We start from the raw sequence: 12,430 nt of genomic DNA, 5'->3' as shown, positions 1-12,430 counted from the left end.
CGCATCCATTCACCATCAGCATCACCGACTAGACGGGACATCATGCTCAGCAATCTGACCGGATGGCACTTCATCATCATCCTCTTCGTCGTACTCCTGCTCTTCGGCGCACCCAAACTGCCCGCGCTGGCGCGCAGCATGGGCCAGTCGATGAAGATCCTCAAGACCGAGCTGGCGCCCACCGACGCCGCCGTGCCCGACGAGAAGCCGGCCACCGCCCCTGCCGCAACGACGCTCGACAAGCCCAAGCCCTAACCCCCGTCCCGGCCCCGCAAACTGTGAGCTCAGCCCCGAAAACTCGAGGTTTTTTGGGCTGGGCTCACCGTTCGCGGGACGAGAGGGTGCCGTCGGGTGCCCTGAAGAGACGGATGCCCGTGGTGGGCACAACGACCTCGTGCCGGCGGCCGCGGTAGCCGATGAGCCTGGCGCCCGCGAAGCGCTCCGCGCTGGCGCGCAGGGTCACGCTCACCAGGGTTCCGTCGGACCAGGTGAGGTCGACGAGCACGCCGCCCCGGGCGGCCAGCCCGGTCACCCGCCCCTCGGGCAGTGACGCGGGCAGCGCGGGCAGCAGCTCGAGGGTGCCGGTGTGCGACTGCAGTAGCAGCTCGCAGACCGCGGCGACAAAGCCCAGGTTGCCGTCGATCTGGAACGGCGGGTGCGCGGCGAAGAAGTTGGGGTACAGCCCGCCGGCATGGGGACCGGCGTCGTCGCGGGCCGGCCGCAGCACCAGCTCGAGCAGGTCGTCGACCTTGGTGGGCTGGTGCAGCCTGGCGCGTAGGCACAGTTTCCAGGCCAGCGACCAGCCGGTGGAGTCGTCACCGCGTCGGTCCAGGGTGGCCGACGCCGCCTGGGCGTGCTCGGCGTTCAGACCGTCGCCGGGGTACAGCCCCACCAAGTGCGAGACGTGCCGGTGCTGCGGGTCGGTTTCGAGGCGCTCCCGGTCCCACTCGAGCAGGGTGCCGTCGCTGCCGATTCGGGGGCCGGGGATGCGCACCAGCGCGGCCGCCGCCTCGGCGAGGATCGGGTCGTCGCCCTGCCCGCTGTCGGCGGCGAGGCCGGGCAGCAGTGCGAACAGTTCGCGCAGCAGGGTGCGGTCCATGGTCGACCCGGTGCCGGCCGCGACCGGCCGGCCGTTCTGCAGGAACTGGTTCTCTGGCGACGTGGAGGGCCGGGTGGTCAGGCTTCCGCCGGGCAGTTCCACCAGGAAGTCGAGGCAGAACCGGGCGGCCCCGGCCGCGAGGCGCCACAGCCGGGCGAGCTGGTCGGGCGTGGCGGTGCCGAACCGGCGCACCTCGTCGAGCTGCCGCACCAACCAGACCCCGGCCATCGGCCACTGCGCCCAGGAGGCGTCGCCGGTGACCGGCGAGCTGAACGCCCATCCGTCGGAGTTGTGGTGCGCCACCCAGCCCCGGCAGCCGTAGAGCCGGTCGGCGGTGTGCGCGCCCCGCTCGGCGAGGGCCTCCACAAAGGTGAGCAGGGGCTCAGCGGTCTCGCCGAGCCGGGCCACGTGGGCGCCCCAGTAGTTCATTTGGGTGTTGATGTTGAGGGTGTAGTTGCTGCTCCACGGCGGCTGCATGGAGTCGTTCCAGAGGCCCTGCAGGGTGGCGGGCAACCCGCCGGGTCGGGAGGACGCTATCAAGAGGTAGCGGCCGTAGTCGAAGAGGAGCGACAACAGGCCGGGATCGGTCAGCGCGGCCGGGCGGGGGTCGGTGGCGGCGCGGTCGAGCCGGTCGGGAGCGGTCCAGCCGTCGGCACCGGCCGGCCCGGGCAGGTCCAGGCTGACCCTGTCGAACAGGGCCGTGTAGTCCAGCCGGTGCCGGGCGGCGAGGTCGTTGACGGATGCCCCGGCGACAGCGCCCAGGCGGGCCGAGGCGGTGGCGGCGCTATCCGCTGCGGTGCCGGAGGCCGGGCGGCCGGCGGCGGTGAAGGTGGTCTCGGTGGCCACGCAGACCAGGATCTCCGTGGCACCCTCGATGCGGAGGGCACCTGACCCGTCGGGTGCGGCGTGACCGTCATGCCGCACAGACACCACGAGGGCGCCCTGCAGCGGCTGGATGCCGTCCAGTTCCCAGACGGCGGCGGGCCGGTCGGGCCGGTGCCCCGGCGCCACGTCGGCCGGCAGCTGCAGCCGAAGACTCAGGCCGTCGGTCGTGACCGTGCGGCCCAGTTCGGCGAGCGGGCTGCTGACCGAGACCGTGAAGACCGGGTCGGGCAGGGCGGCGTCGGCCACGATGTGGTGCACGAGCACCCCGTCGGGGTGGCTGGCGAAGCTGGTCTGTTCGAGGCCGGCCCCCTGGATGTGGTGGACGGCGTCGGCCAGGTCGAGCCACCGCCGGGTCAGGGCGTGGCCGCCGGGCAGGTCGATCTGCACGGTGCCCAACGGCAGGTAGGCCTGGGTGTACTCGGCGCTCAGCGCGGCCAGTTCCGCCTCGGCCTCGGCCGCCCGGTCCTCGGCGAGGTGCGCCCGTGCCGCGGCGAGCGCGGCCGCGGCGGTCGGGGCATCCACCGGCCCGTGGCGGTGTTCGCTCTCCGGCGAGCCCGACCAGGCGGTCTCGTCGTTCAGGTGCAGCCGGGTGCACCGGTCGGTGGTGTCGACCATGGCACCCAGTGCGCCGTTGCCGAGCGGGAGGGCATCCAACCAGTTCCTGCTCGGCGCGGTGTAGGACAGCTCGCTCATCAGGGCTGCGGCGGGGAGTCCGGCAGGGCACTCTCGCGGAGGACGATCGAGGCGGCCGGGGCCAGCTCGACGTCGCCGGAGAGTTGCGCCTCGGTGAGCAGGTCGTAGCCGTTCAGGGCGACCGTGCGGGCGCTCTCGCCGTGGTTGAAGACGAAGAGGTAGCTGCGGTCGCCGGCGTAGCGGCGCACGATTTCGACGCCGTCACCGGCCTGCGGGTGTTCCGGGCCGATGCCGGCTTCGGCGAGCATCCGGGTCAGATGCGCGCGCAGCGCAGCCTGGTCGAGCCGGGTGGCCAGGTAGTGCACCGTGCCGGCGCCGAGCCGGTTGCGGGTGATCGCCGGCCGGCCGGCCAGCGGAGCGTGGGTGAAGGTGGCCAGCACCTCGGCGCCGGTGGCCTGCAGGTCTTCGGCCCAGGCATCCGCCCGCGACCCGTCGGAGAGCTGCACGGTCTCGCCGGCGGCGAGCGGGTGGTGCTCTTCGACGCGGATGCCCGCCAGCGGGGCGAAGGCGCCGCTGAAGCCGCCGGGGCGCACGCTGAGGTTCTCGTCGGTGCTGCCGGAGAAGAACCAGACCGCCGCGTGACCGCCGGCCGTGACGAAGGCGCGCAGCGTCTCGGCCTCGGCGTCGGAGGCGGCGATCTTGTTCGGCACCAGCACCAGGTCGTAGCCGGAGAGGTCCTGATCGAGCCGCACCACGTCGCAGGAGATGCCCTGCCACCAGAGCGCCCGGTGCACGGCGCGCACGGCGGGTAGGAAGGCGAGGTCGTCGGAGGGCAAGGCGCGCGTCTCGGCGGCCCACCAGGCGATGGAATCCCAGACGATGGCGACCCGGGCGACGTTCACCCGGCGGCCGTCCGCGGGCGGTTCGGCGATCTCGGCCAACGACGTGAGGGTGTGCCCGAGGGCGACGATCTCGCGGAACACCCGGGAGTCCTCCCCCGCATGCGGCACCATCGGCGAGTGGAAGAACTCCGCGCCGACCCGCGGCGAACGCCACTGGAAGAACAGGCTGCCGGTGGCGCCCCTGGCCAGGTATTGCAGGGTGTTGCGCTCGAGCCGGCCGGGGTCCTTGGCGAACAGGCGCGCGGCCGCGTAGTCGTAGATCAGGCTGGTGGCCTGCTCCATCAGTACCCAGGGTCGGCCCTGGTTGAACGAGCGGGCCACGTCGGCGCCGAACGCCACGTGGGTCTCCCCCTCGATGTCGCGGGCGCTGGGATAGTGGTCGATCGACACCTCGTCGATCTCGGCGGCGAAATCCCACTGGTCGTAGTGGTTCCAGCTGGGCAGCATGAAGTTGGTCGTCACCGGCACGCCGGGGCTCAGCTCGCGGATGACCGCGACCTGCTCGCGCAGCGCGTCGCGGAGAGTGTCGGCGGAGAACCGTTTGAAGTCGAGCAGGTGCGCCGGGTTCGGCAGGTACTGGGTGGCCTGCGGCGCCAGGATGTGCTCGAAGGTGGCGTAGCTCTGCGACCAGAACGCACTGTTCCAGGTGCTGTTCAGCGCGGCCACGGTGCCGTAGCGCTCGGCCAGCCACAGCCTGAACGCCCGGTCCGTCTCGGGGCCGTACGAGACCGTGCCGTACTCGTTGTGCACGTGCCACATTCGCAGCGCCGGATGCCGGCCGTACCGTTCGGCGAGCGCGCCGGCGATCCGTCGCGCGGCATCCCGGTACGCCGGGGCGGCCGGGTTGTAGGTGTCCCGGCTGCCGTGCACCAGGCGCACGCCGTCCGCGGTGACCGGCAGGGCCTCCGGGTGAGCGAAGGTGAACCACGGCGGAGGCGACGCGGTGGGGGTGGCGAGCACCACCCCGATCCCGTTGGTGTGCATCAGGTCCATCACCCTGTCGAGCCAGCCGAAGTCGTACCGGCCTTCTTCGGGCTCGAGCGACGACCAGGAGAACACCCCGACGGTGACCCGGTTGACGTTCGCCTCACGCATCAGGCGCACGTCCTCCGCCCACACCGATTCGGGCCACTGCTCGGGGTTGTAGTCGCCGCCGTAGACAAAGCTGTGCTGGTGCTGGTGCTGCTGCTGCTGCTGCTGCAAGGTGTTCCTGTTCCTCTTGCGAAATGACCGTAAGTTGCCCAGGTCCGGACGAGCTGCCCCGGGGGGCAACTCGTCCGCGCGAGGGCAACTCGGGAGAGAGCCTTAGACGGCCGGGAGGGTGCGGGTGGCGACCAGGGCCGCGTACCAGCGGGCGCTGTCCTTGGGGGTGCGCACCAGCGTGTCGTAGTCCACGTGCACGATGCCGAACCGCTTGGAGTAGCCGTAGCCCCATTCGAAGTTGTCCATCAGTGACCACACCTGGTAGCCGCGCAGGTCGACGCCGCGGGCCAGTGCCCGGTGCGCGGCGGTGAAGTGCCGGCGCAGGTAGTCGGTGCGGTCCACGTCGTGCACGCGGGGTCCGTCCTCCGTCTGCACGACCGTGTCGGCGAACGCCGCACCGTTCTCGGTGACCATCAGCGGCTGCGCCGGGAACTCCTCGTGCAGCGCCACGAGCAACTCCTCGAGGCCGGCCGGTTCGATGTTCCAGCCCATCTCGGTGTACGGGCCGGGCTGGGCGAGGAACTCGACCCTGTCGGCGCCGGGCCACGGCGAGGCACCGACATCCTTGTGCCCGTCGGCGTTCTGGCGCGGTGCCGCCCCGTCCCACAGCCGAACCAGGGTGGTCGAGTAGTAGTTGACGCCGAGCACCTCCAGCGGCTGGTGGATGATCTCGGTATCGCCGGGCAGGATGAACGCCCAGTCGGTGACGTCCTTGGTGTCTTCGAAGACATCCGCCGGGTAGGCGCCGGTCAGCAGCGGGCCCAGGAACACCCGGTTGGCGAGGGCGTCGATCTGCCGCACGGCCTCCGGCCCGGTCTCGCCCTCGCCGCGCAGCACGTGCAGGTTGAGGGTGATCGAGAAGTCGGGGTCGTTGGTCACCAGCGGCTTGAGCGCCAGGATCGCCAGGCCGTGCGCCAGGTTGAGGTGGTGCACGGCGGTGAGCGCCTCGGCGCCGTCGGTGCGGCCGGGCGCGTGCGAGCCGGAACCGTAGCCCAGGTAAGCGGAGCACCACGGTTCGTTCAGGGTGGTCCAGGTGTCCACCCGGTCGCCGAATGCCGCGCCCAGGATCGCCGCGTAGTCGGCGAACGCGTACGCGGTGGCCCGGTTGGTCCAGCCGCCCTCGTCCTCGAGGGCCTGCGGCAGGTCCCAGTGGTAAAGGGTGACGATCGGGCTGATCCCCCGGGCTATCAGCCCGTCGATGAGCCGGCCGTAGAAGTCCAGGCCCGCCTGGTTGGCCGGGCCCCGGCCGGTGGGCTGGATGCGTGACCAGGCGATGGAGAACCGATACGCCTGCAGGCCCAGCGTCACCATCATGTCGAGGTCCTCCTCGAGCCGGTGGTAGTGGCCGGAGGCGACGTCGCCGGTGTCGCCGTTCCAGATCTTGCCGGGGGTGTGGCTGAAGGTGTCCCAGATCGAGGGGCCTCGGCCGTCCTCGTCGAAGGCGCCCTCGATCTGGTAGCTGGCCGTGGCGGAGCCGAAGATGAACGAGTCCGGGAACGTGAGGCCGGCGTCGCGGTAGTCGGGTGAGGCCTGCGTGGTGCTCTGCTCGATGATGCTCATCGGAGGGTGGCCTTTCGGTCGGTGGAGGAAAGGATGTCGCCGCCGGCGAGGCGGGCCCGGAAGGGGGCATCCGAATCGCTGGTCACGACGGTGTCGTCGCGGGAAACTGTGATGGTGAAGGTGACAAAGCTGCCGTCGAGCGGGTTGGCGACTTCGACGGTGCGGATGCCGGCCGACTCGCCCGGGTAGACCGTGAGCAGGGTCTGGTCGGTGTAGTCGTAGTCGGGCCTGTCGTCGCGGGAACCGGTGGCCAGCACCGCTCCCCCACGCACCCACAGCGGGATGCTGTCGAACGCGTGCGTCTCCCGGCGCCAAACGGGACCGGTGACGACCTCGTCGGACAGGTAATTCGTCCAGGTGCCAGCCGGCAGGTAGTACTGCACGTCGCCGGCTTCGCTGAAGACCGGGGCCACGAGCAGGTCGGCGCCGAGCAGGTACTGCCGGTCGAGGTAGTCCACGGCGGGGTCGCCGGGAAACTCGAGTTGCATCGGCCGCATGAACGGGGCACCGAGACGGTGTGCCTCCAGGCCCACCTGATAGAGGTAGGGCATCAGCGTCAGCTTCAGCTTGGTGAACACCCGGGTGACGTCGACGGCGCTCTGGCCGGGCTCCTCCCGGCCCTCGTCGAAGAGCCACGGCACCCGGTAGCTGGTGGACCCGTGCAGCCTGGAGTGGCTGGACAGCAGGCCGAACGCCAGCCAGCGCTTGAACACGGCCGGGTCGGGCATGCCCTCGAAGCCGCCGATGTCGTGGCTCCAGTAGCCGAAGCCGCTGAAGGCCAGCGAGAGCCCGCCGCGTAGGGTCTCGGCCATGGACTCGTAGCTGGAGGAGTTGTCTCCGCCCCAGTGCACGGGCTGCATCTGGCCGCCGACGGTTGCGGAGCGGGCGAACAGCACCGCATCGCCCTCGCCGCGGTGCTCCTGGAGCACCTCGAAGACGGCCTTGTTGTAGAGCTGGGTGTACAGGTTGTGCATCACCTCGGGCGACGAGCCGTCGTGCCAGACCACATCCGTGGGGATGCGTTCGCCGAAGTCGGTCTTGATGGCGTCGACGCCCTGTGCGAAGAGGCCGCGCAGCTTGTCCTGGAACCAGGTGACGGCGGCGGGGTTGGTGAAGTCCACCAGTGCCATGCCGGCCTGCCAGAGGTCCCACTGCCAGACGTCGCCGTCGGCCTTCTTCACCAGGTAGCCGGCGGCGGCGGCCTCGGCGAAGATGCCGGCCCGCTGGGCGATGTAGGGGTTGATCCAAGCGCTCACGTGCAGGTTCTTCTCGTGCAGCCTGGCGAGCATGCCCTCGGGGTCCGGGAACACCCGCGGGTCCCACTCGAAGTCGGTCCAGTTGAATTCGCGCATCCAGAAGCAGTCGAAGTGGAAGACAGAAAGCGGCAGGTCGCGCTCGGCCATACCGTCGATGAAGCTGTTCACGGTGGCCTCGTCGTACTGGGTGGTGAACGAGGTCGACAGCCATAGGCCGTACGACCAGGCCGGCACCCGCGCGGGGCGGCCGGTGAGGCGGGTGTAACGCTCGAGGATCTGCTTGGGAGTGGGCCCGTAGATCACCAGGTATTCGATGGCCGGACCGGCGACGGAGAACTGCACCCGTTCGACGGCCTCGGTGCCGACCTCGAAGGAGACGTGCTCGGGGTGGTTGACCAGCACGCCGTAGCCGCGGTTGGTGAGGTAGAACGGCACGTTCTTATAGGACTGTTCGCTGGAGGTGCCGCCGTCGGCGTTCCAGATGTCGATGGTCTGGCCGTTCTTGATCAGCGGGCCGAAGCGTTCGCCCAGGCCGTAGACCAGTTCGCCCACGCCGAGGGAGAGCTGTGCGTGCGTGTAGCTGGGTGCCGGTGCGAGCCCGGTGGTGGTGACGCCGGAGACGCCGGCCGGTTCGGCGGCGATGGGGGCCCCGGGGGCGAGCTGCATGTGCCCGATCGACTTGTGGCCGCTCTCGGTGAGGGTGCGGCCGTCGGCCTCGAAGCTGAGGTTGAACGGAGCGCCCGGGGCGATGCGTGCGGTGAGCGGGCCGGCCGTGAGGGTGCCGCCCGTGGCGTCGATCGCGATGTCGCCGGCATCCGGCTCGGCGCCGACGAGCTCGAAACCCGGGCCGGTTGTGGTCCCGGTGTGCTGTTCCACGCGCACCTTGACGATGCCCTCCAGCGGCGAGGAGAGCGTCACGGTGAGCATGGCGCGGTTGAGCACATCACCGCGACGTTCGATCACCTTCGTCGGGGCGGAGACCCGCAGGGCGGCACCCACCTGTTCGATGTCGTAGGCCTCCTGCGCGTAGAACGCGGTGACGCCGGGACGGGTGTGCCAGAAACCATCGGTGAATTTCATGTCTACTTGACTGCTCCTGCGGTGATGCCCCTGGTGAGGGTGCGTTGGGTGGTGCTGCTGGGTACTACGGTTCTCGATCGCATTTCGAAACGTTTCGACGGCACGAAGGCTCTGAGGGGTTTTCCGAGGTTCTATCGATGCGGGCCGGGGGCGGTCGACCCGAGCTCGACGTACGTCGGCTCGATGTATTCGACGTGGGGCTCGGCGTCTCCGGCGAACTGGGCCATCGTGAGCTCGATTGCTCGGGTGCAGGACTGGTCCGCGGGTAGCGGGATCACGTCGAGCGGCGGGTTGAGATGGTCGGTGGAGAAGCTGGAGCAGGCCGAAATGACCGAGAGGTCGTTCGGCACGCTGATGCCGCGCTGGCTGAGCACGTCGAGAACCATGGACTGCACGGGTTCGTTGCAGTGCAACACGAGCCCGGTCATTCCGGGCAGAGCGGCCGTCACGTGCTCGACGGCCGCGCGCACGCCGGCCGACTCCTCGGCGGCCGGGGTGAAGGCCACGGTGACGCCCAGCCGGGCGGCTTCGGCCAGGAAGGCGTCCCGGAAACGCGGCGGGAAGTTCGAGCCACGCTCATAGACGAGCGGCGCCTGGCCGATCAGGCCGATCTCGCGGTGGCCGAGGTCGACCAGCCGGCGAACGGCCAGCACCGCGGCCTGTTCGAAGTCGAGGTCGACACAGGTGAGGCCGGCGGTGTCATTGGGGATGCCGATCACCGTGGCCGGCAGGCCGAGCTCGCGTACCAGATCGGTGCGGGGATCGGCGGTGGAGACGTCCAACAGCACGATGCCGTCGACCAGGGAGCTGCGCGCCACCCGGCGGAGACCCACGGTTGCTTCGTCTTGGGTGAGCAGAAGCACGTCGTAGTCGTACAGGCGGGCGGCCGTGACCACCGAGAGCACGAAGGCCATGTGGGCCGGGGCGTGGGTGCCGGCATGCAGCGGAGCGCTCAACGCGAGGATCTGGGTGCGCGCGCCCTTGAGCATCCGCGCGCCGGCGTTGGCCCGGTAGTCGAGCTGGAGAACGGCCTGGTCGATGCGCTGTTTGGTAGACGCTGCGATCGAACGCTTCCCGCTGAGGGCGTAGGACACCGTACTGATCGACACTCCGGCGACACGTGCCACGTCGTGAATGTTGGCCACCTGGACTCCATCGTCGGTCGGATAGTGCGGGATCGATTGCGGAAACGCAGCCGAGCAGCGGGCGAAGTGTCTAAACGTTTCGACCGCCTCGCAAGGGAGCCTACGGCAGACTTCCTCGCTTCCGCAAGTAGTTTGTGGTGATTGACGACAAATGTCAGATCAGCGAACTAGCGACGAGAGGCACGACCGCGCACGAAGCCGGCCGGGTCGTCGAGCAGGTCGGCGAAGGCCAGCTCGGCGGCGCCCACGAGCATCAGGTGCGAGCCCAGGCTGGCCCGCTCGATGGCCACCGTGTGGCCGATGCTGCTCATGGAGCGCACGATCATCGCCGCGGTCAGCTGTTCCCGGCCCACCGAGAGCAGCGAGCCGAGGAACCCGCCGAGCACCACCATCTCGGGGTCGAACAGGTTCACGAAGTTGGAGATCGCCTCGGAGAGCAGCTCGATCTGCCGGCGCACCTCGGCCAGCACGGCCGGATCGCGGGAGACGCCGAGCGCGATGTCGAGGTCGTCCAGGTCGGCGCGCGGCAGCTTCAGCACCGCGAGAAGCCTGGCCATGCTCACCTCGGTCTCCAGGCAGCCGATCCGGCCGCAGTGGCAGCGCACCCCCGCGCTGTTCACCAGGGTGTGGCCCAGCTCCCCCGCGTAGCCGCTGGTGCCGCGGAGCGGTGTGCCGCCGATGATCAGGCCGCCGCCGATTCCGCTGGCGCTGCCGTTGAGGTAGACCAGGTCGTTGATGCCGCGGGCCGCGCCGAACATGCTCTCGGCGATCGCGCCGAGGCTGGCATCGTTGCCGGCGAAGACCGGGTAGTCCAGCACCCGGGCCAGATCGCGGGCCAGGTTGACGTCGCGCCAGCCCAGGTGCGGGGCGATCAGCACCCGGCCGTCCGCGGAGTTCACCAGCGCCGGCACCGCCACGCCGACCCCGGCGATGCTGTAGCTCTGGTCGATCTCACCGCGCATGCCGTCGACGATGGCCTTGACCGCGTTGATGGCCTCGGCCACGGTGGGCACCCGGGTGGTGTCGAAACGGATGCGCCGGATCACCTCACCACCGAGTCCCACCAGTCCCACCGTGATGGCGTCGACATCGGGGTTGACCGCGATCGCGGCCAGCCCCGGGTTCGGCACCACCTGCGGGCTGGGCCGGCCCACCCGGCCCACCACGCTCTCCGGTTCCACCTCGAACGCCATGCCCAGGTCGACGAGTTCGGCCACCAGGGCCGCGATCGTCGACCGGTTCAGTCCGGTGCGCTTGGTGAGCTCGGCTCGGGAGCAGCCACGGGCGTGGTGCAGCATCGTCATGACCATCGACAGGTTGTACCGCCGGAGCTGGTCGTTGCTGGTGCCGCCCCGAACACCCAGGGTGGGTGACGCTTGGCTCACGGGTGGGTCACGGTCCTTTCGGGTGCGGGCCCGACAGAGGACCGCCGGGTGGCGTCAGTGCTATCGTCCTCCGGCGCGCCGCTTGTTGAAGATATCAAACGCGACGGCCAGCAGCAGCACCAGGCCCTTGATTGTCATCTGCCAGGCGGCATCCACCGAGAGAATCGACAGGCCCATGTTGAGCACGCCCATCACCAGACCACCGACCACGGCACCGACCACGGTGCCCACGCCGCCCTGCACGGCCGCACCACCGATGAAGACGGCGGCGATGGCGTCGAGCTCGTAGTTCTGGCCCGCCGAGGCGACGGCGCCGCCGGCTCGCGCGGTCGAGACCACACCGGCCAGGCCGGCCAGCACGCCCATGTTCACGAAGATGTAGAAGTTGACCCACTTGGTCTTCACCCCGCTCATCACGGCGGCGAAGAGGTTGCCGCCCATGGCGTAGACGTGGCGGCCGAACACCGTGCGGTTGAGCACGAAGTTGTAGATCAGGATCAGGGCGGCGAGCACGATCAGGATGATCGGGGTGCCGCTGTAGTCGCTGAGCAACCAAGCGAACCAGACGATCGCGATGGCGGCGATGCCGTTCTTGGTCCACATCGAGGCGAGCGGTTCGCGCGGCAGGTCCAACCGGGCCAGGGTGGCGCGGGTGCGCAGCTGGAAGACGATCAGGGCCACGGCGGTGAGGATGCCCAGCGCCAGGGTGAGCACGTCGCGCCCGGCCAGTTCACCCAGGTACGACGGCAGCCAGCCGGCGCCGATCGCGGTGAATTCCGCGGGCAGGCCGCTGATGGTTCCGCCGGTGAGCAGCACCAGGGTGAGGCCCCGGAAGATGAGCATGCCGGCCAGGGTGACGATGAACGCCGGGATGCCGACGAACGCCACCCAGTAGCCCTGCCAGGCACCGACCAGGGCGCCGACCAGCAGCGACACGAGGACCGCGCCCCACCAGGGCAGACCCCAGTTGTTCATGCTGATCGCGGCGACAGCGCCGACCATGGCCACGACAGAGCCGACGGACAGGTCGATATGGCCGGCGATGATCACGATGACCATGCCGATCGCGAGGATTAGCACGTAGGCGTTCTGCTGGATGAGGTTGTTCACGTTGCCGGGCAGCAACAGGCGCCCGTCGGTGAGGATCTGGAACAGGATGACGATCACGGCCAGGGCGGCGACGATGCCGTACTGGCGAAGGTTGATCGAGAGCTTGGGCATCCGGCGCTTGACGGGTGGTTCTGTGGGCGCCTTGCTCGCTGGCGTGGTGGTGGTCATCGCG

The 12,430-nt window shown here is 69.8% G+C and carries 8 protein-coding genes; 1 reads left to right on the top strand and 7 read right to left on the bottom strand.

Going from position 1 to position 12,430, the window contains the following annotated elements; all coding sequences use genetic code 11:
* Positions 1–42 precede the first annotated feature (42 nt).
* The gene (locus C3B61_RS04495) at positions 43–255 is read left to right on the top strand and encodes a twin-arginine translocase TatA/TatE family subunit (RefSeq protein WP_103459695.1); all 213 of its coding nucleotides are present in this window, start codon (positions 43–45) and stop codon (positions 253–255) included.
* Positions 256–319: 64 nt separating this feature from the next.
* Here the strand turns inward: C3B61_RS04495 and C3B61_RS04490 are convergent, their stop codons facing one another.
* The 7 genes from C3B61_RS04490 to mmsB all read right to left on the bottom strand — a co-directional run bounded on the left by C3B61_RS04490 (position 320) and on the right by mmsB (position 12,426).
* Positions 320–2,677: a glycosyl hydrolase family 95 catalytic domain-containing protein gene (locus tag C3B61_RS04490; protein WP_103459694.1), complete on the bottom strand. Its 2,358-nt coding sequence runs from the start codon at positions 2,675–2,677 to the stop codon at positions 320–322.
* Positions 2,677–4,722, bottom strand: coding sequence for a beta-galactosidase (locus tag C3B61_RS04485; RefSeq protein WP_244285832.1), 2,046 nt, complete (start codon positions 4,720–4,722; stop codon positions 2,677–2,679). The genes C3B61_RS04490 and C3B61_RS04485 overlap by 1 nt, the downstream gene beginning before the upstream one ends.
* A gap of 102 nt (positions 4,723–4,824) precedes the next feature.
* Positions 4,825–6,282, bottom strand: coding sequence for a GH1 family beta-glucosidase (locus tag C3B61_RS04480; RefSeq protein WP_103459693.1), 1,458 nt, complete (start codon positions 6,280–6,282; stop codon positions 4,825–4,827).
* A complete protein-coding gene (yicI, locus tag C3B61_RS04475) occupies positions 6,279–8,618 on the bottom strand; it encodes an alpha-xylosidase (RefSeq protein WP_103459692.1) in 2,340 nt (779 codons plus the stop codon). The genes C3B61_RS04480 and yicI overlap by 4 nt, the downstream gene beginning before the upstream one ends.
* Before the next feature lie 131 nt (positions 8,619–8,749).
* Entirely contained in the window at positions 8,750–9,763 is a 1,014-nt protein-coding gene (locus C3B61_RS04470) for a LacI family DNA-binding transcriptional regulator (protein WP_103459691.1), read from the bottom strand.
* 167 nt (positions 9,764–9,930) lie between these two features.
* Entirely contained in the window at positions 9,931–11,148 is a 1,218-nt protein-coding gene (locus C3B61_RS04465) for an ROK family protein (protein WP_244285831.1), read from the bottom strand.
* Between the two features lie 60 nt (positions 11,149–11,208).
* Entirely contained in the window at positions 11,209–12,426 is a 1,218-nt protein-coding gene (mmsB, locus tag C3B61_RS04460; protein ID WP_088455105.1) for a multiple monosaccharide ABC transporter permease, read from the bottom strand.
* Positions 12,427–12,430: the final 4 nt, after the last annotated feature.

Origin of the sequence: Cryobacterium zongtaii (genome assembly GCF_002909375.1) — a bacterium.
Classification (GTDB): Bacteria; Actinomycetota; Actinomycetes; order Actinomycetales; family Microbacteriaceae; genus Cryobacterium; species Cryobacterium zongtaii.
The sequence above is the reverse complement of the archived record's forward strand: the minus strand, read 5'-3'. Positions and strand labels throughout refer to the sequence as shown.

What these genes read in the sequence shown, in the direction of transcription:
- yicI (WP_103459692.1), bottom strand. Translation starts at nt 8,618, where the DNA reads ATGAAATTCACCGATGGTTTCTGGCACACCCGTCCCGGCGTCACCGCG.
- C3B61_RS04495 (WP_103459695.1), top strand. Translation starts at nt 43, where the DNA reads ATGCTCAGCAATCTGACCGGATGGCACTTCATCATCATCCTCTTCGTC.
- mmsB (WP_088455105.1), bottom strand. Translation starts at nt 12,426, where the DNA reads ATGACCACCACCACGCCAGCGAGCAAGGCGCCCACAGAACCACCCGTC.
- C3B61_RS04480 (WP_103459693.1), bottom strand. Translation starts at nt 6,282, where the DNA reads ATGAGCATCATCGAGCAGAGCACCACGCAGGCCTCACCCGACTACCGC.
- C3B61_RS04490 (WP_103459694.1), bottom strand. Translation starts at nt 2,677, where the DNA reads ATGAGCGAGCTGTCCTACACCGCGCCGAGCAGGAACTGGTTGGATGCC.